This window comes from Arthrobacter sp. UYP6 (assembly GCF_040547315.1).
GTDB lineage: Bacteria > Actinomycetota > Actinomycetes > Actinomycetales > Micrococcaceae > Arthrobacter_B.
Genome location: NZ_JBEPPM010000002.1, coordinates 268,502 through 291,641 on the forward strand (window position 1 = coordinate 268,502; position 23,140 = coordinate 291,641).

General features: G+C 65.1%; 18 protein-coding genes. 8 read left to right on the forward strand and 10 right to left on the reverse strand.

Going from position 1 to position 23,140, the window contains the following annotated elements; genetic code table 11:
* Positions 1-38: 38 nt before the first annotated feature.
* From ABIB35_RS02970 to ABIB35_RS02980, 3 genes are all read right to left on the reverse strand, one after another.
* A complete protein-coding gene (locus tag ABIB35_RS02970) occupies positions 39-272 on the reverse strand; it encodes an SCO4848 family membrane protein (RefSeq protein ID WP_354178746.1) in 234 nt (77 codons plus the stop codon).
* 12 nt (positions 273-284) lie between these two features.
* Positions 285-782 (reverse strand): DUF2505 domain-containing protein, encoded by a 498-nt coding sequence (locus tag ABIB35_RS02975; RefSeq protein WP_354178748.1) that lies wholly within the window; start codon positions 780-782, stop codon positions 285-287.
* 107 nt (positions 783-889) lie between these two features.
* Positions 890-1,588 carry a hypothetical protein gene (locus ABIB35_RS02980; protein ID WP_354178750.1) on the reverse strand — a complete coding sequence of 233 codons (699 nt, stop codon included), beginning with the start codon at positions 1,586-1,588 and terminating at the stop codon, positions 890-892.
* Positions 1,589-1,932: 344 nt separating this feature from the next.
* Here ABIB35_RS02980 and ABIB35_RS02985 point away from each other — a divergent pair, with 344 nt between their 5' ends.
* Entirely contained in the window at positions 1,933-3,624 is a 1,692-nt protein-coding gene (locus ABIB35_RS02985; RefSeq protein WP_354178752.1) for a M28 family peptidase, read from the forward strand.
* Positions 3,625-4,779: 1,155 nt separating this feature from the next.
* A complete protein-coding gene (gene mfd / locus ABIB35_RS02990) occupies positions 4,780-8,412 on the forward strand; it encodes a transcription-repair coupling factor (protein WP_354178753.1) in 3,633 nt (1,210 codons plus the stop codon).
* A 57-nt stretch (positions 8,413-8,469) separates the two neighbouring features.
* Here the strand turns inward: mfd and ABIB35_RS02995 are convergent, their stop codons facing one another.
* The 4 genes from ABIB35_RS02995 to ABIB35_RS03010 all read right to left on the reverse strand — a co-directional run bounded on the left by ABIB35_RS02995 (position 8,470) and on the right by ABIB35_RS03010 (position 10,006).
* Positions 8,470-8,610, reverse strand: coding sequence for a hypothetical protein (locus tag ABIB35_RS02995; RefSeq protein ID WP_354178754.1), 141 nt, complete (start codon positions 8,608-8,610; stop codon positions 8,470-8,472).
* A gap of 167 nt (positions 8,611-8,777) precedes the next feature.
* The gene (locus ABIB35_RS03000; protein WP_354178756.1) at positions 8,778-9,029 is read right to left on the reverse strand and encodes a hypothetical protein; all 252 of its coding nucleotides are present in this window, start codon (positions 9,027-9,029) and stop codon (positions 8,778-8,780) included.
* 40 nt (positions 9,030-9,069) lie between these two features.
* Positions 9,070-9,744 (reverse strand): deoxyribose-phosphate aldolase, encoded by a 675-nt coding sequence (deoC, locus tag ABIB35_RS03005; protein ID WP_354178758.1) that lies wholly within the window; start codon positions 9,742-9,744, stop codon positions 9,070-9,072.
* 124 nt (positions 9,745-9,868) lie between these two features.
* On the reverse strand, positions 9,869-10,006 hold the full coding sequence (locus tag ABIB35_RS03010; protein WP_354178759.1) for a hypothetical protein: 138 nt from the start codon (positions 10,004-10,006) through the stop codon (positions 9,869-9,871).
* 217 nt (positions 10,007-10,223) lie between these two features.
* On the opposite strand from ABIB35_RS03010, the gene ABIB35_RS03015 reads away from it, so the two are divergent.
* From ABIB35_RS03015 to ABIB35_RS03025, 3 genes are all read left to right on the forward strand, one after another.
* Positions 10,224-11,255, forward strand: coding sequence for a hypothetical protein (locus tag ABIB35_RS03015; RefSeq protein ID WP_354178761.1), 1,032 nt, complete (start codon positions 10,224-10,226; stop codon positions 11,253-11,255).
* 256 nt (positions 11,256-11,511) lie between these two features.
* Positions 11,512-11,919, forward strand: coding sequence for a DUF7793 family protein (locus tag ABIB35_RS03020; RefSeq protein ID WP_354178763.1), 408 nt, complete (start codon positions 11,512-11,514; stop codon positions 11,917-11,919).
* Complete coding sequence (locus tag ABIB35_RS03025) at positions 11,912-13,537, forward strand: putative bifunctional diguanylate cyclase/phosphodiesterase (RefSeq protein WP_354178765.1); 1,626 nt, start codon at positions 11,912-11,914, stop codon at positions 13,535-13,537. The genes ABIB35_RS03020 and ABIB35_RS03025 overlap by 8 nt, the downstream gene beginning before the upstream one ends.
* 3 nt (positions 13,538-13,540) lie before the next feature.
* Here the strand turns inward: ABIB35_RS03025 and ABIB35_RS03030 are convergent, their stop codons facing one another.
* Both ABIB35_RS03030 and ABIB35_RS03035 read right to left on the reverse strand, forming a co-directional pair.
* Entirely contained in the window at positions 13,541-15,301 is a 1,761-nt protein-coding gene (locus tag ABIB35_RS03030) for a phospho-sugar mutase (protein ID WP_354178766.1), read from the reverse strand.
* Between the two features lie 44 nt (positions 15,302-15,345).
* On the reverse strand, positions 15,346-16,146 hold the full coding sequence (locus ABIB35_RS03035; RefSeq protein WP_354178767.1) for a purine-nucleoside phosphorylase: 801 nt from the start codon (positions 16,144-16,146) through the stop codon (positions 15,346-15,348).
* Positions 16,147-16,239: 93 nt separating this feature from the next.
* On the opposite strand from ABIB35_RS03035, the gene ABIB35_RS03040 reads away from it, so the two are divergent.
* Both ABIB35_RS03040 and ABIB35_RS03045 read left to right on the forward strand, forming a co-directional pair.
* On the forward strand, positions 16,240-17,643 hold the full coding sequence (locus tag ABIB35_RS03040; protein WP_354178768.1) for an NAD(P)H-quinone dehydrogenase: 1,404 nt from the start codon (positions 16,240-16,242) through the stop codon (positions 17,641-17,643).
* Positions 17,644-18,377: 734 nt separating this feature from the next.
* Positions 18,378-19,778, forward strand: a complete 1,401-nt coding sequence (locus tag ABIB35_RS03045) for an MFS transporter (RefSeq protein ID WP_354178769.1) — start codon at positions 18,378-18,380, stop codon at positions 19,776-19,778.
* An 86-nt stretch (positions 19,779-19,864) separates the two neighbouring features.
* Here the strand turns inward: ABIB35_RS03045 and ABIB35_RS03050 are convergent, their stop codons facing one another.
* Positions 19,865-21,679, reverse strand: a complete 1,815-nt coding sequence (locus ABIB35_RS03050; protein ID WP_354178801.1) for an acetyl/propionyl/methylcrotonyl-CoA carboxylase subunit alpha — start codon at positions 21,677-21,679, stop codon at positions 19,865-19,867.
* 364 nt (positions 21,680-22,043) lie between these two features.
* On the opposite strand from ABIB35_RS03050, the gene ABIB35_RS03055 reads away from it, so the two are divergent.
* Positions 22,044-22,976 carry an endonuclease domain-containing protein gene (locus ABIB35_RS03055; RefSeq protein ID WP_354178770.1) on the forward strand — a complete coding sequence of 311 codons (933 nt, stop codon included), beginning with the start codon at positions 22,044-22,046 and terminating at the stop codon, positions 22,974-22,976.
* Positions 22,977-23,140 lie beyond the last annotated feature (164 nt).

A 23,140-nucleotide genomic window follows, 5' to 3' on the forward strand; every position in this document is an offset into this window, starting at 1 on the left:
CGCATTCTGGCACCATCCGGGGTGTTAGCCCATGAGTCTTAGCCCATCAGGGCGCGGAAACCCACGATGATGGTGACCAGGCCAAAGACCATGGAAGTGGTGACCTTCATCAGGTTCACGGTCAGGTACCGGGTGGGGGCACCCTGCTCGTCCCGGGCGCGCGGGCTTTTGTAGGCCTCAATTAGGTACGGCGGCCAGACGAGCAGGCTCCACAGCCCGGCGATGATGAGGATGACTGCCAGGGCGGTGGGCAGGACGATGCTGTTGTCCATGGTTGGCCGGCCCTAGCGGGTTTCGATCCATTTGCCTGCCTGGCCTGCCTGGATGGTCAGTGCCTTGCCGATCATCGGTTCGGCGGACTTGGCGATCTTGTCGCCCAGGAACGGAATGGAGGAGCTGACCTTGCCATCCACGTCCACCCGGGTTCCTTCGGCCACCGGGACCAGGCGCTGCGTGGCGTTGACCTTCAGCGGAACGCCGCCCACGGAGAGGTCCACGGAGGCCTCACGGGAGCCGTCGGCAGCCGGAGCCGCCCAGTGTTCCTTCTGCGTCACGGTCAGGTTGGCGCCCACAAACTTCTTGGCCATGTCCGGCAGCCGGTCCGTGGGCAGGGTGCGGACGGCGGTCAGAACAAATGCGCCGGCGGTGTCCCCTTCAACGGTCGCCGACACCAAAGATCCGCCCACATGTTCACTGACGCTGCGCAGGAAGTCCTCGTTGGTGAACGTGTCGGTGACGGTCCGGACGTCGTAGGGCAGGGTGGTCGAGGCGTTCAAAGCCATGGGTCCTCCAGATAGGGATGTAGGTTTGCCGGGTCCGCGCGCAGGTGCGCGCAGCTCAACCGGCCCGGAATCATCCTAATCTGCGGCGGTCCCCAGCTCCGAAACGGCTACCGTTCCAGGGAAACGCACGCCACCGCCGGATCCACGTTCTCCTTGCCCGGGCTCATGGTGCTGGTCCCGGCGGTGAGCAGCAGCGAACGGCCGATGCCGTCGTCGGGCAGGAGCCAGGCAACGGTGACGCTGGCCGTGGAACCGCCGGAGTTATCCGTGGTGAAGTCCAGGTCCAGCGTCTGGGGTGAGTCCTGATCATGGGTGTAGACGGGACCGGCAGCCGACGGTTCTGCCCCGCACAGGCTCTGGTGCAGCGTTGCGGAGAACTCGGTGTTGGGGGTGAACCCCTGGACGATCATCTGCAGCGTGGTGTCCGCGTCCGTTTCATCGATCGTGATGGTGGTGTCAGCGCCGTCGGGCACCAGCGAAGTGTTGTAGGTGCTGGCGATGGCGTTCTCGCAGTAGGTGCCGAACGTGCCCTGGATGATGCCGCTGGCAATGGGGCTGGGGGTGGTGGTTCCGCAGCGGTCGGCGTCCTCGGTGACGCCCGGAACGCCCTGCGCCTCACAGCTTTCCTGCGCCTCGCTGCCGGGGGACTCGCTGGCGCAGGCGGCGGCCGACGCCGAGTCCGAACTGAGCGGGCTTTCCGTAGCTAAGCTGGGCGCGTCCGAGTCCTCGCCGGCATTGCTGCAGCCAGCCAGGGCGGCGGTGAAAAGGAGGAGTGAGCCGATCAGGACAAAGGCTTTGCGTGCCATGGGGCAATCCTTACGTGCGGGGGAGCTGCCGGTGTGTGCCCGTGCCTTTCCAGCGTGGCAGTGGGCTCACCGAAAATCCAGAACACTCCGCCGGTTTGGGACCCGGCTGACCGGCTCGGGTGCAAAACCCTTCAACCTAGCCTCCGGCGCGCCGGGACGTAATAGGTACGACGGCGGCGCGCGGCTTTTCGCCTGAACTGTTGCAGATTGCCGGGGATTACTGTTCCGGCGGGCCGCGGCGTCCTATCGTCAGCCGCACGGCGCCGAGGGGGAGGAGCTGGACATCCGGCACGGTGCCGCTGCACCGCCGGCTACTGAAATCACTCGCACCTATGAGGGGAAGCATGAAAACACCACGAATCCTCCGCGGTGCTGCGCTCGCAGCAGCCGTTGTCCTCACCGCCGGAACAGCCGGACCGGTCTTCGCCGAATCCGGCGGAGCCCGCACCACGGTGACGGACGGAACCGCAACCGTTACCAACGACGGCACCGCAGCTGCCACGGATAGCGGCGGTAAGAGGCACTATCCGGGCAAACCCTGGAGGCCCGGGAAACCTGTCAAACCGGTCAAGGATGAGAGCGAGAAGCTCCGTGCCAAGGTCACCCTCCACAACGTCTTTGACCATCTGGAGGGGCTGCAGGACGCCGCCGATGCCAATGACGGCAACCGCGCCTCCGGCACACCCGGGTATGAGGCGTCCGGACAGTACATCGAGGACCAGCTGCGCCGGGCCGGGTACAAGCCCGTGCGCCAGGATTTCTCCTACGACCAGTTTGAACTGGCCGGTGAATCCCTGGAGCAGACCGCGCCGACACCAACGGTGTACACCGCGGGAACCGACTTTTCCACCATGAGCTACTCCGGGCCGGGCGACGTCACAGCCGCCCTCACCCCGGTGGACATCAACCTCACCGGCGACCGGGCCAACACCTCGGGCTGCGAGGCCGCGGACTTCACCGGCTTTGCCGCCGGTGACATTGCGCTGATGCAGCGCGGGGTATGCTCCTTCGGCATCAAAACGGCCAATGCGGCAGCCGCTGGAGCCTCCGGCGTCGTCATCTTCAACCAGGGCAACGAACCGGGCGATGACCGCAGCGGGTTGATCAATGGCACGCTGAGTGACGGCGACGGCGAAGAGGAGCTCTCGCCGGTTCCCGCCGTCGGCACCACCTTTGCCCTGGGCGAGGCACTGGCCGGGGCCGAGGGCGCGCAGCTGCGCATCACCGTTGACTCAAGCCTGCGGACCATCAACACGTTCAACATCCTGGCGGACACCGCTCGGGGAAACGCGGACCGCACCGTCGTCGTTGGGGCGCACATGGACTCCGTACCGGTGGGGCCGGGGATCAATGACAACGGCAGCGGCAGCGCGGCCATCCTGGAAACCGCCATCCAGCTTGCCCAGTCCACCAAGCGGCATCCGCTGGAGAACCGCGTCCGCTTTGCTTTCTGGGGCGGAGAGGAGGACGGGCTGCAGGGCTCGAACTACTACGTCTCCCAGCTCGATGAGGCCGGGTTGGACGGCACCCTGGCCAACCTGAACTTTGACATGCTGGGCTCGCCGAACCTGGTCCGCTTTGTGTACGACGGTGACGGCGACGGGTTTGGCACCGAGCCGGGGCCCACCGGTTCGGATGAAATTGAGCGGATCTTCGAGGAGTACTTCGAGGGGCAGGGTTTGGCCACGGCGCCCACGGAGTTTGACGGACGCTCGGATTACTCGGCCTTCATCGGGGCGCAGATCCCGGCCGGCGGTCTGTTCAGCGGCGCCGAGGTCATCAAGACCGAGGAGGAAGCCGCGCTGTTTGGCGGCACAGCGGGGGAGGCCTATGATCCCTGCTACCACCAGCAATGCGATGACCTCGGGAACATCAACCGTCGCGGACTGGATCAAATGTCCGACGCCGTGGCGCATGCGATCCTGACATTCGCCCGGACGGACGCTGACCTGCGCGGCGGCGCCGACGTCCGCTCGCAGCGCGTGGCACCGGCCGGCGTCGATCTGCAGTACCGCGGTGACAAGGCAGTGAAGTAAAGCGGCGTTGACGTAACGCAGCCATATGTTGCGGCGTTGAGAAACGGCGCTAAGAAGCTAAGAAACACTGTTGTGAAAGGTGCCCGGGGTAGCTGTAGTCCGGGTGGAGGTGGAAGGCCGTTCGTGGGCTTCCACCTTTTCCTTGTGCCGGTTTGCGCGGCTTCGGGCCCCGGTTGCGCGCCACATATCCGCGGCTGTCTGTGCGCCACATCTCCGGGGCTGCGGCTTCGGCTGCGAGTTCGGGGTCGAGTGTCGCGATGATGCCACTTTGGTCCGTCCATTGCCGCGCACATGTCGCTTTCACACGCGGTTTCGCGCATGTGCTCGACACTCGTTGGGGGTTTCCGGCACGAGCTCGACGTTCGACGGCGATGGCGGGGTCAACGTGCGCGGCCTCTCACTGACCGGGGTCGGGGTCGGAGCTAAGCCGCGTGACCTCTTCATTCGGCTTGCGGGCGACGGCGTGGCGTTGGATCGAGTGTCGGGATTTTGGCGCTTAGCCGCGTCCATTGACGCGCACGTGCTGCTTTGCGGCGGGGTTTCGTGCATGTGCTCGACACTCGGCGGAGCTATGCCGCACGATCTCTACATTCGGCGGGCCGCGGGCGACGGCGGGCGACGGCGGTGCGCGCGTCCTCGAGTGTCGAGATTCTGGCGCTTAGCCGCGTCCATTGACGCGCACGTGCTGCTTTGCGGCGGGGTTTCGCGCATGTGCTCGACACTCGGCGGAGCTATGTCGCACGATCTCGACACTCGGCGGAGCTATGCCGCACGATCTCGACACTCGGCGGAGCTATGCCGCACGATCTCGACACTCGGCGGAGCTATGCCGCACGATTTCTACATTCGGCGGGCCGCGGGCTTCGGCGGGCGACGGCGTGGCGTTGGATCGAGTGTCGATATTTTGGCGCTTAGCCGCGTCCATTGACGCGCACATGCTGCTTTGCGGCGAGGTTTCGCGCACATGCTCGACACTCGGCGGGGCCGGGCGCTGGGCCGGACGAGCAGGAAAACGCCGCACGCGCGCTCCGGTCCGCCTGCAGCGTACGAGCGTCAAGCCGGCCCCGCCCAGCGGGTAGTCTGGAAGAAAAGTCCCGGGGTTCCTGCGCGAACTTCGGGTTATTTGCGTTGCCTCACGTCAAGGAGCCCCTCCCCATGAGCCTGAACGGACTGCGCGCCGCCCTGGCCGAAGACCCGTCTTACGCGCGGGTGCGCACCCTCGCCTCGCGCACCCCCGAGCGCCGCAGCGAAGATCTGCAGATCGGCGCCCCGCAGGGCATGCGCGCGGCGCTGCTGGCGGAGATGGTGGACGGGCTCGCCGAAGCGGCCAAGGACGCGTCAGCCGACGACGCCGGGACCGCCAACGCGGATGCCGCACCGCCGGTGGTGCTCGCCGTGACGGCCACCGGCCGCGAGGCCGAGGACCTGGCCGCAGCCCTGCGCTCCTACCTGCCGCTGGCCGGCATCGAGGAGTTCCCGTCCTGGGAGACCCTGCCGCACGAACGGCTGTCCCCGCGCTCGGACACCGTGGGGCGGCGGCTGTCCGTGCTGCGCCGGCTCGCCCATCCCGAGGGCCACCCCATCTCGGTGATCGTGGCGCCCGTGCGCGCCGTCGTTCAGCCCCTGGTCGCCGGGCTCGGCGACCTGCAGCCGGTGGCGCTGAAGGTGGGCCAGGAGCGCGCGTTCAACGATGTGGTCAAGGCCCTCTCCGAGGCTGCCTACGCGCGGGTGGACATGGTCTCGCACCGCGGTGAGTTTGCCGTCCGCGGCGGCATCCTGGACGTCTTTCCGCCCACGGAGGACCATCCGATCCGGATCGACTTCTTTGGTGACGAGGTGGACTCGATGCGCTGGTTCGCCGTCGCTGACCAGCGCACCCTCACCGGCCCGCAAATCGAGCACCCCACCGAGCTGTACGCCCCGCCCTGCCGCGAAATCCTGATCACCCCGTCGGTGATGAGCCGCGCCGCAAGGCTGCAGTCCCAGATGCCTGCCGCCGCTGACATGCTGGAAAAGATCGCCGGCGGCATCGCCGTCGAGGGCATGGAATCCCTGGCCCCGGTGCTGGTGGATGAGATGGTGCCGCTGATGGGTCAGCTGCCCGCCGGCTCGCTGTCCGTGGTGATCGAACCCGAAAAGGTCCGCGCCCGCGCCCATGACCTGGCCGCCACCAACGAGGAATTCCTCGCCGCAGCCTGGGCCACAGCGTCCGACGGCGGTGCGGCACCTTTGGATCTGTCCGCCGGCATCAGCGCCGATTTGGAGGCCGCGAGCTTCCGGTCGCTGGCCGACACCCGGTCCGCGGCCCTGGCCAACTCGGTGGGCTGGTGGTCCATCACCTCCTTCAACCCCGACGATGAGACCGTCCTGGACATCGACACCCTGACCATCAACGCCCGTGAACCGCGCGGCTATCAGGGTGACGTGGCGGAAATGATGGAGTTCATCGGTTCCCGCGTACGCGACGCCTGGCGCGTCGTCGTCGTCACCGAGGGCCCCGGCCCGGCCTCCCGCCTGGCCGAACTGTTCAAGGACAACGACATTCCGGCCGCCCTCACCGAATCCCTGGACACCGAACCGGTGCCGGGCATCATCTCCATCACCACCGCCAGCGCCGGCCGCGGCTACGTCTTTGACGGGCTGAAAACCGGGCTGCTGACCGAGGCGGACCTGCTGGGACGGGCCAGCGCCTACTCCACCCGCGACATGCGCAAGATGCCCTCCAAACGGCGCAACGCCGTCGACCCCCTGCAGCTGCAGGAAGGCGACTTTGTGGTGCACGAGCAGCATGGTGTGGGCCGGTTTGTGGAACTGATCCAGCGGGCCACCGGTGCCGGGCAGAACAAGACAGTGCGCGAGTATCTGGTGCTCGAATATGCCCCCGCCAAGCGCGGCGGCCCCGGCGACCGGCTGTTTGTACCCACCGACCAGCTGGATCAGATCACCCGCTACGTGGGCGGGGAAACCCCGGTGCTCTCCAAGATGGGCGGCTCGGACTGGGCCAAGACCAAGTCCCGGGCGCGCAAGGCCGTCAAAGAAATTGCCGGCGAGCTGATCCGGCTCTACTCCGCCCGGATGGCCTCCAAGGGGCACGCCTTCGCCAAGGACACGCCGTGGCAGCGCGAACTTGAGGAAGCCTTCCCGTACGTGGAGACCCCGGACCAGCTGACCACCATCAACGAGGTCAAGGCGGACATGGAGAAGGAAGTTCCCATGGACCGCCTGGTCTCCGGCGACGTGGGCTACGGAAAGACCGAAATTGCGGTGCGTGCCGCGTTCAAGGCGGTGCAGGACGGCAAGCAGGTGGCGGTGCTGGTGCCCACCACCCTGCTGGCCCAGCAGCACATGGAAACCTTCGGCGAACGCTTCTCCGGCTTCCCGGTACGGGTGGAATCTCTGTCCCGGTTCCAGACCGCCAAGCAGGCCAAGGAAACCATCGAGGGCGTGAAGAACGGTTCCGTGGACGTGGTCATCGGCACGCATCGGCTGCTCTCGCAGGAGGTTCAGTTCAAGGATCTGGGCCTGGTGATTGTGGATGAGGAGCAGCGCTTCGGTGTGGAGCACAAGGAAGCGCTGAAGAAGATGCGCACCAACGTGGACGTCCTGGCCATGAGCGCGACGCCGATTCCCCGCACACTGGAAATGTCGCTGACCGGCATCCGGGAGACCTCCACGCTGGCCACCCCGCCGGAGGAACGGCATCCGGTGCTGACCTACGTGGGTCCGTATACCGACCGGCAGGCCTCGGCGGCGATCCGCCGGGAGCTCATGCGTGAAGGCCAGGTGTTCTTTGTACACAACCGGGTCTCCTCGATCGACCGCACCGCCGCGCACCTGCGGGAGCTGGTTCCGGAGGCACGCATCGCCGTCGCGCACGGGCAGATGAGCGAATCCAAGCTTGAACAGATCATTGTGGACTTCTGGGAGAAGCGCTTTGACGTGCTGGTGTGCACCACCATCATTGAAACCGGACTGGACATCTCCAACGCCAACACGCTGATTGTGGACCGGGCGGACCACTTTGGCCTGTCCCAGCTGCACCAGCTGCGCGGGCGTGTGGGCCGCGGCCGGGAGCGTGCGTATGCGTACTTCCTGTATCCGTCGGAAAAGCCGCTGGGCGAGGTGGCGCTGGAACGGCTCAAGGCCGTGGCCACGCACAACGAGCTCGGCGCCGGCATGCAGCTGGCCATGAAGGACCTGGAGATCCGCGGGGCGGGCAACCTGCTCGGCGGAGAGCAGTCCGGGCACATCGCCGGCGTCGGCTTTGACCTGTACATCCGGCTGGTCGGCGAGGCAGTGGCCGATTACCGCGGCGAGGCTGAGGAGAAGGCCGCCGAAATGAAGATCGAGCTGCCGGTCAACGCGCACCTGCCGCACGACTACGTGCCGGGGGAGCGGCTGCGGCTGGAGGCCTACCGCAAGTTGGCCTCCGCTGTGACGTACGAGGCGATCGACGAGGTGATGGCCGAGCTGGTGGACCGCTACGGCGAGCCGCCGCAGGCCGTGCAGAACCTGATCTCGGTGGCCCGGTTCCGGGTGGGTGCCCGCGAGGCCGGCCTGACCGATGTGGCGCTGCAGGGTAACTTCATCAAGTTTGCGCCGGCGGACCTGCCCGAGTCCCGGACCATGCGCCTGCAGCGGATGTACCCGGGGGCACAGGTCAAGCCCGCCCTGAACGCTGTGCTGGTGCCCAAGCCCAAGACCGCCCGGATTGGCGGACGCGACCTGGTGGACGCGGAGATCCTGGCCTGGGCGCAGCAGGTGGTTGACGCAGTCTTCAAGGAGTGAACGGGAGAAGGCCGGTCAGGCCTGGGCCTGCTGGAGCTCCCGGCCTGACCGGGCGGCTCAGGCCTGGCTCAGGGCGAAAACAAAGACCACGACGCACATTAGCGCTGTGGCGATCACGATTCCGTAGCCGATTCGTATGGTGCGCTGCTGCCGCGCCCGGTCCTGGCGCCATTCCCGGCGCGTCATAGTGGTGCTCATGGAGTCGAATATATGACCACTAGTTACCGGATCCTCAGCGTAATGAGTACGTGGCTGCGGGCCTCAAATACCTGTAAATCACGTGTTCCGGCATGGACTTCGATCCGTTAAACACCTCTGCACGCAGCCGAACCGGCTGCGTGCAGAGGTCTTTAAAAAGGGTGCTGTTACTCGGCTGCGACCCTACCCTCGGCCAGAACCTTGGCCGTGTCGGAACGGCCCGTAACAAACGGCACGAAGTACGCCAAGGTGCACAGCACCAGGCAGATGGCCATGGGCCAGACATTATCCAGGCTCAGCCAGGTCAGGGAATAAAACCCCACCACGAAGAGGGCCAAGTAGATGACGAATGCGACGAGGTTGCTGACAAGGTGCCCTTCACCCGAGTGCGTGGGCTGCTTGGACCGTGTTCCTGCCATTGGTGTTCTCCGTTTCAAAAAGTTTTCAGTAGCCGGCGGATCAGTAGTCCGACGCGGCGTTCCCACCCTTAACAATAGCGATACCTGAGCTCGCTCCGATACGCGTGGCTCCGGCGTCGATCATTGCCTGTGCATCTTCACGCGAACGGACACCGCCGGAAGCCTTGACTCCGAGGTCCGGTCCCACCGTGCGGCGCATGAGCGCAACGTCCTCGGCGGTGGCTCCGCCGCCATTGAACCCGGTGGAGGTCTTCACGAAATCCGCTCCCGCTTCCACGGCTGCCTCGCAGGCCAGGACTTTCTGCTCGTCGGTGAGCAAGGAGGTCTCGATGATGACCTTCAGGATGCCGCCGCCGGTGTGGACTTCGTCGGCCACCGCGGCGATGTCCCGGACGAGCGCTTCGCGGTCGCTGCGTCGGGCGGCCGCAATATCAATGACCATGTCAATCTCATCCGCACCGTCCTGCAGGGCGCCCTTGGCTTCGAAGACCTTCACCTCGGTGGTGGTGGCTCCCATCGGGAAACCGATGACGGAGCAGGTGAGCACGCCGCTGCCCTTGAGGGCGTTGCGCACGGTGCCGACCCAGAGGGGGTTCACGCAGACGGACTTGAAACCGTATTCGACTGCTTCGTTGCAGACTTTCAGGATGTCCTCACGGCTTGCCTCAGGCTTGAGGAGTGTGTGGTCAATGTAGGAGGCGATGGCGTTATGCATGCCACCTATCTTGCCACAGGGGGTGTTGCTGTTTGAGCGATGGAAAGACAGATGGCCGGGTATGTACCGGGAGGCTGGAACCTGTGGCCGGGAGGTAGCCACAGCTTCCTCCCGGCCGTAGTTGTTAGCGAGGGTTGGGCCAAATCCCGACCAGCGGCTTAACAATGTCGCTGGAATCCATGGCAGCTGCAGAAGCGGGAGCAGCTACACCAAAGAAGGCCATGGACGCTGCCAGTAATACCGTGATGCCAAGTTTTTTCATTTTATTCTCCTGGGGGGAAAGCAGTGTTTTAATCGGACAATCTGAAGCATAGTGCGTTCACGTCACGTCTGAAGTCGCAATCTTCTCTTCGAGGGCACTCTCTGGAATCAGGAACCGAAAAACGACATGTTCATGCTCAAGTCCGGTTGAGATCCCAGGACGAGGGTAGTCTGATCTTGGACACACGCATAACTTGCGTAAAGAAGGGGCCTCAGGTTTGGAAAACTCCCTAGATTACATGATCAACGAGTACAGCGCTCGGCAATTTTGGGAGCGTAGGGAATACAAAGATGCCATGGAGCAAGCTGCAGTTGCAGCTGAAAAAGCTCTGGGGACTGGCGACAAGACAGCATATTTGCGGACTTCACTCCTCATGGCCGAATGCCAGCTAGAGATGGGGCTAATCCAAGAATTCGCAATCAGCGCTAGGCAACTTGCCGAAGATTCATCGATTCGCTCTGATCCAGCCATGGAAGCTCGGGCTAAAGCTCTCTATGCCAGGGCCTTGCACGCTCTTGGGCTGGTGGGCGAAGCGTTGAGTGTCGCGCAGGAAGCAGCCGCCATTGACGTTCAGGAGGGGAGCCCTGAGCAAAGTCATTTTGATACCCATCACGCGCTGGTCGCTTCTTTGGCTGAATGCGGTGACCTTCCAGGAGCATGGGTAGCAGCCAAAGCCATGGAGGGGCTCATTACGCCCCATACCCCGGCTAAGATAGCAGGTTTGGCGCACTGGGCGATCGGCAATGTTGCGTTCCTTATGGATGAGAGGGGCTTAGGCGTCAAGCATCATGACCTCGCGAGCGAGATGCTCTCCCCAAGTAATGACGTGAATCTGTGGGCCTTATTCAACAAGGGCTCGGCGCATGTCCGCTTGGATGCCGGGCTTCTGGAGCCGTCAACGTTGGTGTGTATTGAAAGAGCTGAGCTGGCGATTTCAGTAACGGGAGGCAGCCCGATTGATGAACTGGAGATTGCCCTTGCCCGTGCCCATTGGCTGCTCCTAACTGGGGAACCGCAGGAATCAGTGGATCGTCTGAGTCATATTCTTGAGCAGCGCGATCTCCTGCCAACCCATACGCTCGCGGAGACCGAGTACCTCCTGGCGCTGGCGCTTTTCGAACTTCGGCGTTATGAAGATGCTTTGCAGGCGGTCCAACACAGCGAAAAAACATTCATAATTCTGGGAGCTGGCCGAAAAGCGGAAAATGCTCACGTGTTGATTGACAGCATCGAAGCGTTAAACGGATAATTCGTTGTTCAACGTCCAACTGATTGGCGACGATACCGGAAATAGATAACACCGTGCCATTGCTCTGTCTGGTGCGTCAGCAGGGGTTCCATGAAGAGAGCGACGAAAATGGTGCGGGCAGCAAATAAATTGTCTGCTTGTTCTGGGGGGAAGCATGACACAGCAGGGATCAATAGCAGGCGGAGTGTTGAGTAGCGTCTCAGAAGAACGCTCAGCGGTCCGTTCAATTCGCACGTCCAAGGCCTCAGGACCGGAGATGTTCAACATGCCGGAGACGGACGAGCTTCCAGAGATCGTTGCAGCCGCAACACCGCAGGTCGGTCTTGCCCCGGAGGGTCATATCTTCCTGGTGCTGCCGCCGGGTGAAGTGGTTACCGCAGCCATGGCAGCCGATGCGGCGGCAGAGGTGGCACGGCTGGGAGGCACACGGAGCGTCCCGGTGCTGCTGGTCCTGACAGGAGTGGAAGCGATCACACGGGGAGCACGGACGGTGTTCGGCAGTGCCGGTTCGCTGGCTGCCGTAGCCGTGCTGGGCGTCTCGCCCGTGGACCGGGTCATCGCAAATTTCCTGCTGGGCGGCAGCGCCCAGCCCTGCCCCACCCGCTACTTTTCAACAAAACAGGAAGCGCTGGGCTGGTTGAAACGAAGGGAAACGGTTGCCTGACCGTCGTCCCGGTCCGCCCCAGGATCTGCCCGAGCCCCGGCACGCGGAACAGCCGGAACAGGATGACCGGCTCAGCCAGGTGGTGGAGGGGATCATCCGCATGGCCTCGGGCGACCTCAACACCTACATTCCGGTCTCCAAGGCCAGGGACCAGGTGGACGCGGTCATCACGGGAATCAACCTGCTGGCCGGCGAACTCAACGAGGTGTACGCCGACTTTGAAGAACGCGTGAATACACGGACTCTGGAGCTGCAGCAGGCGCATCTGACCATGCAGCAGATGGCGATGACGGATCCGCTGACCGGAGTCGGAAACCGCTCCTCCCTCCACCAGGCCCTGGACGCTGCCGTTCTCTCCCGCAGCGACGGCGAGCCGGGTCCGGCGGTGCTGATGATCGACTTGGACGGTTTCAAGGACATCAACGACAGCTTCGGCCACCATGCCGGGGACCTGGTCCTGATTGAGATCGCCGCGCGGCTGGTGAAAGCAGCGGGTGAGAACAGCGTGGTCGCCCGGTTTGGCGGAGACGAATTTGCGGTGCTGCTCCCGGTTTCCACCTTGCAGCAGTCCCGTGGTGCGGCTGGGAAAATCATGGAGTCGCTGAAGCGCCGCCTGTCGGTGGAAGAGATGGAGGTGTGGCCGCGGGCAAGCATCGGCATTCACCTGGCCGAGCCCCGTGAAAGCGCCGGGGATATCCTGCTGCGCGCCGACACCGCCATGTACGCGGCGAAGGAGGATGTGCACCGGCGGATCAAGGTGTTTGAACCGGTGATGCTTTACACCAGGCAGCTGCGCCGGGACATGGCACGGGAACTCCGGCAGGCGGCCGCCAATAGCGAGCTGTTTTTGGATTACCAGCCCGTGGTGGCTCTCGCCGGCGGGCGGCTCCAGGGCGTTGAGGCGCTGGTGCGATGGAACCATCCCACCCGCGGCCGTGTCATGCCGGATGACTTTATTCCGTTGGCCGAGGCCACCGGGCTGATTGTCGGCATCGGCCGCTGGGTGCTGCGCTCCGCCCTGGAACAGCTGGCCCGGTGGCGGCCGCTGCTCTCTGGCGAGGAAAAGTTCCTGCTCCGGGTCAACCTTGCCGCATCGGAACTGCAGAGCATGGATCTGGTGGACTTTGTGCGCGGTACCTTGCGCGAGACCGGAGCCCAGCCCGGCGAGCTGGTTCTGGAGATCACCGAAAGTGCCCTCCTTTCGGGCGGTGATGTGGAGACCTATTCGCTGCGGTCCCTGCAGGCGCTGGGCGTGAAGCTGGAAATCGATGACTTCGGCACCGGCTATTCCTCCATCAGCTACCTGCGCCGGCTGCCCGTGGACACGGTCAAGGTGGACCGGACACTGATTTCAGACATGGCCGACGACGACGGTCAGCTTCAGTTTGTTGCTGCCGTGCACAATCTAATCCGGGCCGCGGGCATGGATGCGGTCTTTGAAGGCATTGAAACCGCCGAGCAGGCCCGCCAGCTACGGCAAATGGGGTGCCGCAGCGGGCAGGGCTATTACTTCAGCCGGCCGCTTCCCGCGGAACAGATGACCGTCCTGCTGCGGGAGGGACGCACGCTGCCGGAGGCCGGCGTCGCACTCCCGGACGTCGCCGTCGTCCTGCCGTAAGAGCTACAGGCCCAGCGCGGTCTTCACATCGGCGAGGACCGCGTCCAGCTGGGCGCGGCCCAGCTCGCGTGCGGCCGGAAGATCCGCTGCAGCGTCCACCGGCACAATCACTTCCAGATAGCACTTAAGCTTCGGCTCGGTGCCGGAGGGCCGGATGATCACCCGGGTGTTGTCAGCGGTCAGGTACTTCAGCCCGTCGGTGGGCGGCAGATCCGCGCTCCCCAGGGACAGATCCACGGCGGACTCCACCGGCGAGCCTCCCAGAGTCACGGGACGCTGCCAGCGCAGCCGGTTCATCATGGTTCCGGGCAGGGCGAGGTTGTCCACCCGGACGGAGAGCTGGTCCGTCAGGTGCAGGCCGTGCTGCAGCGCCAGATCGTCGAGCTCGTCAAAGAGTGTGCGCCCGTCCGCCTTCAGGGCAGCGGCCAGCTCGGCCATCAGCAGGCCGGCGGAGATGCCGTCCTTGTCCCGGACCAGGCCCGGAGCCACACAGTAGCCCAGCGCCTCCTCATATCCGTAGGTCAGATGCGGTACGCGGGAAATCCATTTGAAGCCGGTGAGGGTCTGAACATGCGCAAATCCGGCCTCTTCGGCCACCCGGGCCAGCAGGCGGGAGGAAACAATGGAGTTGGCGTAGACGACGCCGGAACGCGTCTTCTCGCCGCGGACCTTCCAGTGTCCGGATTTGATCCGGAGGCTCAGGTGCCGGCCCAGCAGGGCGCCGACTTCGTCTCCGCGCAGCATGCGCCACTGCCCGTCGGCCGGGTTCTTGGCCGCCACGGCAACGCGGTCGGCGTCGGGATCATTGGCGATGACCAGATCCGCATTGTGCTCGACGGCGGTTTCCAGGGCCAAGTCCAGGGCGCCGGGTTCCTCCGGGTTGGGGAAGGCCACCGTGGGGAAGTCCGGGTCCGGCTGCGCCTGGGCGGCCACCGGAATCACCTTGCGGAAACCGGCATCCTTCAGAACGGATTTCATGGTTTCCCCGCCCACGCCGTGCAGCGAGGTCAGGACAATCTTCAGGTCCCGCTCCGGATAGCGGTCGCGGGACGCCAGCCGGTCCACGGCGTTGATGTAGTCCGCCACGATGGATTCGGAGACATCCGTCCAGCCTTCCGGCGCAGTCTCGATGCTCTTCAGCGGCACCGAATAGTTGATGCGGGCGGCGATCTCGGCGTCGTACGGTGCAACAATCTGTGCTCCCTTGCCCGGGCCCTTCACCGTGCGCCCGCCAAGGTAGACCTTGTAGCCGTTGTCCTCCGCCGGGTTGTGGCTGGCGGTGACCATCACGCCGGCGTCAGTGTCCAGGGCGCGGACCGCATAGGCGAGCACCGGCGTCGGCAGCGTGCAGGGGAGCAGGAAGGTTTCGATGCCGGCGGCGCTGAACACCGCGGCCGTTTCCAGGGCGAAGGCCCGTGAATTGTGCCGGGCGTCAAAGCCGATCACGGCGCTGGGAGTGTACCGGTCACCGGCGGTGTCCTGCAGGAAGGAGGCAATCCCGGCGGCGGTGCGGCGCACCACCACCCGGTTCATCCGGCGCGGACCGGCGCCCAGCGCCGCGCGCAGGCCGGCCGTGCCGAACTCCAGCGTGCCGGCAAAGCGCTCTTCCAGCTCCTTGGCGGCGGCAGCGGCTGCCGCCGCATCGGTGCTCAGGGCTGCCAGCAGGGTCCGGAGTTCAGCCGCAGTGGCGTGATCGGGGTCTTCATCCGCCCAGCTCTTGGCGGCGGTCACGAGCTCGTTCAGCTCAGTGGGGTTCAGCGTCATGGGGTGTACCTACGGATCGGAACTAGTGATGGAGCGGCGGCTGGTTAGAGCTTGCCGATAATGTCAGCCAGCAGCCGGGAGATGCGGGGGCCTGCGGCGGCGCCCGATTCCAGGACCTCGGCGTGGCTGAGCGGCTCGGGGCTGATGCCCGCCGCCAGATTGGTGACCAGAGAAATGCCGAACACCTCCATGCCGGCGTGCCGGGCGGCAATCGCCTCGAGCGCTGTGGACATGCCCACCAGATCGGCGCCGATGGTCTTGGCGTAGCGGACCTCTGCGGGAGTCTCGTAGTGCGGGCCGGTGAACTGGGCATAGACGCCTTCGTCCAGGGTGGGGTCCACGGTGCGGGCCAGTTCGCGCAGGCGGGAGGAGTACAGGTCCGTCAGGTCCACGAAGGTGGCGCCTTCCAGCGGGGAGGCGGCGGTCAGGTTGAGGTGGTCACTGATCAGCACCGGAGTTCCGGGCTTCCACTCCGGGTTCAGTCCGCCGCAGCCGTTAGTGAGAACCATCACTTTTGCGCCGGCTGCCGCAGCGGTGCGTACACCGTGGACGACGGCGCGCACGCCCTTGCCTTCGTAATAGTGGGTCCGTGCGCCCAGGACCAGGGCCCGCTTGCCGGAGGGGGTCAGCACGGAGCGGATGGTGCCCACATGGCCCTGCACGGCGGGGGCGGAGAAGCCCGGGATCTCACTCGCATTCAGGGTGGCGGTGGTCTCACCGATCAGTTCGGCGGCCTCACCCCAGCCGCTGCCGAGGACAAGGGCAATGTCATGGTTAGGCACGCCGGTCTTCTCGGCAATGTACTTGGCGGCCTGCTGGGCTAGTTCAAAGGGGTCGTTGCTCACTGCTCCAACCTACCGCGACTTCGCCCTGCTCCGTAGGAGCACGGAACTCCCGGCGTTTGAGCGGGCGGCAGTGATGGGACAGAATGGACAACTGTGACGACCCAACTTGATTTCACTGCCCGAAAAATCGCAATCCTCGGCGGCGGCCCCGGAGGTTATGAAGCCGCCATGGTAGCCGCCTCCCTCGGAGCGGACGTCACCATTGTGGAACGCAACGGTTTGGGCGGCTCAGCCGTGCTCACCGACGTCGTTCCCTCCAAGACGCTCATTGCCACCGCCGACGTGATGACGCGCTTCGCCTCCGCCTCTTCCCTGGGCGTGGACTTCGGCACCAGCGGCCAGCCCGCGGTGGCCGACCTGAAAGTGGTCAACCACCGCCTCCTGGCCCTGGCCAAGGAACAGTCCAACGACATCCGCCGGACCCTGGAGCGCGTGGGCGTGAAGGTCGTCATTGGTGACGGCCGGCTGCTGGATAACCGCACCATCGAGGTCACCACGGCCGACGGCACCCAGACCGTGGAGGCGGAGGCCCTGCTGATTTCGGTAGGCGCCAATCCGCGCGAGCTTGAGTCCTCCATGCCCGACGGCGAACGCATCTTCACCTGGAAACAGATCTACAACCTGACCGAGATCCCCGAGCATCTCATCGTCATCGGCTCCGGTGTCACCGGGGCCGAATTTGCGTCCGCCTACAACGGGCTGGGCACCAAGGTCACACTGATCTCCAGCCGCGACCGGGTCCTGCCCGGCGAAGATGCCGATGCCGCCGTCGTGCTGGAAGACGTCTTCCAGGCCCGCGGAATGACCGTGCTCAACCGCTCGCGTGCGGAGACCGTGAAGAACACCGGCGACGGCGTGGTGGTGCAGCTTGAGGACGGGCGCACCGTTGAGGGCAGCCACTGCCTCGTGGCCGTGGGTGCGATTCCCAACACCGCCGGCATCGGGCTGGAGGAAGCCGGCGTGGCGCTCGACGAGCGCGGGCAGATCAAGGTCGACGGCGTCTCCCGCACCACCGCCTCCAACGTCTACGCCGCCGGGGACTGCACCGGGGTATTCAATCTGGCCTCGGTGGCCGCGATGCAGGGCCGGATTGCGATTGCGCACCTGATGGGCGACGGCGTGAAGCCGCTGAAGCTCAAGAACGTGGCCTCGAACATCTTCACCTCCCCGGAGATTGCCTCCGTGGGGGTCTCCGAGCAGGACATCGCCGACGGCCGTTACCAGGGCGATGTCATCAAGCTCTCCCTGCGCACCAACGCCCGCGCCAAGATGATGGAGGTCAAGGAAGGCTTCGTGAAGATCATTGCGCGCAAGGGCTCCGGCACCGTGATCGGCGGGGTTGTGGTGGGTCCGCGTGCCTCGGAGCTGATCTTCCCGATTGCCCTGGCCGTGACGCAGAAGCTGCACGTCGATGACCTGGCCAACACCTTCACGGTGTACCCGTCGCTGACCGGGTCCATTTCCGAGGCAGCCCGACGCCTGCACGTGCATATGTAACTGACGGCCCGGTCCTTGGGGCCAGGGTGTTCCGGGAACCTGCCTCATGGATGCCAGCCTCTCGTTAGCCCTCCCGGGGATCCGCAACTTGTCAGCCCGCCCGGGGATCGGCAACTTGTTAGCCCGCATCCGCGGTGGATATTAGTCCGCCGCGGGGGCGGGCTTTCTTGTGCCGTCTGGCTCCGGCTCCGGCGTCCGCTGCGGCGAGCTCCGCTGAGTGTGCAGGTCTGGTGGGTTGCGGGAAGGGGACGGTCGCCGAGTGTGCAGATCTGGTGGGTTGGAGTGCCGGGAACCCGCCAGATGTGCGCACACGTTGGGGTGAGACCCGCCAGACGTGCGCACGCGCTGCACTGTCGCTGATGCCTGGGTTTGGTTGCTGGACGCTGGTTGAGCGGCTCAGTTGGGTGTGCCGGTCTACCGGGTTGTGGGGAGGGAAGCTCGCCGAGTGTGCAGGTCTGGTGGGTTGCGGGGAGGGAAGCTCGCCGAGTGTGCAGGTCTGGTGGGTTGCAGTGCCAGGAACCCGCCAGATGTGCGCACACGTTGGGGTGAGACCCGCCAGACGTGCCCACACGCTGCGGGACGGGGCCACTCGCACCGGCCAGCCGCCGTCGTCGTACGCCGGAAAAGTCCACCGAACGGTTCCTTTGTCCACATAGTGGACACCATGTCCGAATGCTGGGATACGGCTCCTAACATTGTCGAATATCCTCACTCCCACCTGAGAAAGACTCCCAATGTCTACTGCCAGTCCCTCCGCGGCACCTGCGCCGGCCAAGGCCAATTCCAAGGGCCGGGTGATTGTTGCCAGCCTCGTCGGAACCTCCATTGAGTTCTACGACTTCTACGTCTACGCCACCGCGGCGGTTCTTGTCTTCCCGCGGCTCTTCTTCCCGAATGCCGAAGGCGTCACGGCGCTGCTGAGCTCGTTCGCGGTATTCGGCGTGGCCTTTGTTGCCCGCCCGCTGGGATCCATCATTTTTGGCCACTTCGGGGACAAGGTGGGACGCAAGGGAACCCTGGTGGCGTCGCTGTTGACCATGGGTGTCGCGACCTTCCTGATCGGCTGCCTGCCCACTGCCCTCACGCCGGGCTGGGTGATTTTGGGCCCGGCGCTGCTGGTGGTCCTGCGCTTTGCCCAGGGCCTGGCCCTTGGCGGGGAATGGTCCGGAGCCGCACTGCTGGCCACGGAGAACGCCCCGGCAAACAAGCGTGCGGTGTGGGGGACGTTCCCGCAGCTGGGCGCACCGATCGGCTTCATCCTGGCCAACTCCCTGTTCCTGCTGCTCAGCTTCCAGCTCACCAGCGAACAGTTCGATTCCTGGGGCTGGCGCATTCCGTTCCTGGCCAGCGCCGTCATGGTGATCATCGGCCTGTATGTCCGCCTGAAGCTGGTGGAGACCCCGGCCTTCCAGAAGGTGGTGGACTCCGGTGAAGTGAGCAAGCTGCCGCTGAGCCGTGCCTTCAAGTACAGCTGGCGCCAGATGATCGCCGGCACGTTCATCATGCTGGCCACGTACGTGCTGTTCTACCTGATGACCACCTTCACGCTCTCCTACGGCACAGCCGCCAAGAGCGAGGAAGCAGCCCGTGCCGCCGCCGAGAAGGCCGGAAAGGCCTTTGATCCGGAGACCTTCGCCGCCGGCCTGGGCTACGCCCGGAACGACTTCCTGATCATGCTGATTGTTGGCGTGGTGTTCTTCGGAATCTTCACCCTGGTCTCCGGTCCGCTGGCGGAGAAGTTTGGGCGCCGCAAGACGCTGCTGGTGGTGACCGCCGGAATCTTCCTCTTCGGTTTCACCTTCTCCCCGCTGCTGGGCGGCGGAACCGCAGGCGTCATGACTCTGCTGATCCTCGGCTTCACGCTGATGGGCCTGACCTTCGGGCCGATGGGCGCCATGCTGCCGGAGCTGTTCCCCACAAACGTGCGGTACACCGGATCGGCCATTGCCTACAACGTCGCCTCGATCCTGGGCGCGGCCGTGGCTCCGTTCATTGCCGTGGCCCTGTGGCAGGCGGCCGACGGCAGCCCGTGGCTGGTGGGCGTCTACCTGTCCTCGATGGCGGTGCTGACGCTGATCGCACTGTTCGTCACCAAGGACACCAAGGACGTGGACTACACGAACCACTCCAGCTAGCGCCTCGGCCCCGCTGACAAAACGGCTCGGTCCCTGGATGGGGGCCGAGCCGTTTTTGTTGCTGCCGGGCTGGCCGGCGGAAAGTGCTAGTCCAGGATCGAGGCGATCACGGCGCCGGCGGAGACCGTGGCACCGGGCAGCGCGCTGAGCCCGGACACGGTGCCGGACTTGTGCGCGGTGAGCGGCTGCTCCATCTTCATGGCTTCGAGTACGACGACGAGATCACCTTCAGCGACCACCGTACCGTCCTCTACGGCCACCTTGACGATAGTGCCCTGCATCGGGGAGGTCAGGGCATCGCCGGTGGCGGCAGGGTTGGCCCCGCCGCGGCTGCGCGAGGACTTGCGGGCCTTGCCGGTGGCGCCTGTGCTGCGCCCGCCGGTTCCGTTGCTGCCCGAGCCGTTGCCGCCCAGTCCGGCAGGGAGCACCACGTCGAGCCGTTTACCGCCCACCTCCACCGTGACGCGCTGCCGGCCGCCGTCGTCGTCGTGCCGTGAATTCGGTTCACCGGACCAGGCCGGAAGCTCGTTCACAAAGTCCGTCTCGATCCAGCGGGTGTGGACCTTGAACGGGCCGGACGCCGGGGCGAAATCCGGATGCGCGACAACGGCGGCGTGGAAGGGCAGCACGGTGGGCATGCCGGTGATTTCCATTTCCGCCAGGGCGCGGCGGGCGCGCTGAAGGGCCTGTTCGCGGGTGGCGCCGGTGATGATCAGCTTGGCGAGCATGGAATCGAAATTCCCGCCCACGGTTTCGCCGGCCTCGATACCGGAATCCACGCGCACGCCGGGGCCGGTGGGCAGTTTGAAGGTGTCCACGGTGCCGGGGGCGGGCATGAAGCTGCGGCCCGGATCCTCGCCGTTGATGCGGAATTCGAAGGAGTGGCCGCGGATCTCCGGGTCGCTGTATCCGAGCTCCTCGCCGCGGGCCAGCCGGAACTGCTCGCGGACCAGGTCCAGGCCGGTGACTTCCTCGGACACGGGGTGCTCTACCTGCAGGCGCGTGTTGACCTCCAGGAAGGAAATGGTGCCGTCGGTGCCCACCAGAAACTCGCAGGTGCCTGCGCCCTGGTAGCCCGCCTCGCGCAGGATGGCCTTGGAGGCGCTGTACAGGCGCTGGTTCTGGTCCTCGGTGAGGAACGGCGCCGGAGCCTCCTCCACAAGCTTCTGGTTGCGGCGCTGCAGCGAGCAGTCACGGGTGGAAACGACGACGACGTTGCCGTGCACATCTGCCAGGCACTGGGTTTCCACGTGCCGCGGGGCGTCCAGGAAGCGCTCGATGAAGCACTCGCCGCGGCCGAATGCGGCAGTTGCCTCGCGGACGGCGGAGTCGAACATCTCGGGAATTTCATCGCGGGTGCGGGCCACCTTGATGCCGCGGCCGCCGCCGCCGAAGGCTGCCTTGATGGCCAACGGCAGGCCGTGCGCATCGGCGAAGTCCAGGACTTCCTGCGCGTTCTTCACCGGATCGGCGGTGCCGGGAACCAGAGGGGCGCCAACCTTGGCGGCAATGTGGCGGGCCTGCACCTTGTCGCCGAGCTGGGAAATGGCGTGCGGAGAGGGGCCGATCCAGGTTAGGCCGGCGTCGATGACGCGCTGGGCAAACTCGGCGTTCTCGGAGAGGAAGCCGTACCCCGGGTGGATGGCATCGGCACCGGACTTGCGGGCGGCGTCGAGGATCTTGCCCATGTCCAGGTAGGACTCGGCGGCGGTGCTGCCGCCCAGGGAATACGCCTCGTCGGCGAGGCGGACGTGCAGGGCGTCGCGGTCCGGATCGGCGTAGACGGCCACCGAGGCCAGGCCTTCATCGCGGGCTGCGCGGATGACCCGGACGGCGATTTCGCCGCGGTTGGCGATCAGGACCTTCGTGATGTTTCCGGTGTTCCGGGTGCTGCTCTGCATGCCGTCCTGCAGATCCTGCAGGGTGTCCTGCGAAGTGTCCTGCGGGCTGCCGGCGGGTGCGGGGTTGAACTGGCTCATTGAATGCACTGGCTCCTTTTGATCTGTTCGGAGCCTAGCGCGGTTTTGTGGTTTCCAGCCATATTGCGTGCTGTTTCTGCGTGGGACGGGGTGATTCGTTGTGGGGACCCTACAATCGGGCGTCACCTGGCCTGGTCTTGAGATGCGTACGGCCCAACGGCTGGCCGGCGAATGGCTGTCGTAGGTCCGGTGTGGGGAAGTCAACGCCGGAGCGCCCGTTGTGGAAAAGACCCGGGCATGTGGACAACAGCGGATAGCCTTCTGAAATCCAGGTACGAATAAAGACATGACACGCGCCCAGCCGCTTCCTGCCGGTCTGTCCGACCCTTCGTTCACGCTGGCCCGCGCCCGGAATCTCGGTCTTCGCCGTTCCCGGCTTCGCGCGAAGGACCTGCAGACCCCGAGCAGGGAGATCCGGGTTCGCAAGGGAACGGATATAGATCTGGCGGACCGGTGCCGTCCGTATGTGGAACTGCTTCCCGGTGGGTTCCTGTCCCACGGAACGGCCGCGCAACTTCATGGCATGCCGCTGCCGCGGGAGATCCGGCTGGAGTCAGCCATCCATCTGAGCCGGCCGCGGTCGTTCGCCGTCCCGAGACGAAAAGGCATCGCCGGGCACCGTCTTGTGGTGACCGCCTCCGAGCTGAGCACAGTGTCCGGCTTGCCGGTGACATCCCTGTCCCGGACACTGCTCGATTTATCCGACGGGGTGTCAATGGAAGCCCTGGTCATCGCCGGTGACTGGATGGTCAGCGAACACCGCCGGAATTTTGGCAGAAGACGGATTGCATTGCTGCCGCTTCCGGAGCTTCGCGCCTACCTTGACGCCAAGGCCGGGGTTCCCGGACTGCGAAAGATCCGCACCGCCGTCGACCTGATGCGGGTGGGCGTGGACTCTCCGCAGGAAACTCGAGTACGGCTTCTGCTTTACCGGGCGGGACTGCCGGAATTCGCGCCAAACACTCCCGTGATGGATGGCACCGGAAATCCGGCGCTATGGGTCGATCTGGGGTGCGAAAGGTACCGGACCTGCATCGAGTACGACGGCGGGCACCACCTGAACCCCGGCCAGCAGAGCCGGGACAATCATCGGGATCTGCTCACCCACGAACTGGGCTGGCACCAGGTCAAACTCAACAAGTATGACCTGGCGCAGGGGTCGCTTTGGGTGGTGGCGAAAGTCCGCCAGGCCTTGATCAAAGGCGGCTACGTCCCCTGAGTGTGCAGGTCTGGCGGGTCTGCGGGTCTGGCTGGCTCCTGAGTGTGCAGGTCTGGCGGGTCTGCGGGTGGCAGAGTCATATGGTCAGTGCAACGCTCTGAAACTACAGGAGCGATGCGATGCCCAGCGGCTACCCCTTTACCCAGGACTTCAAGGACCAGTAT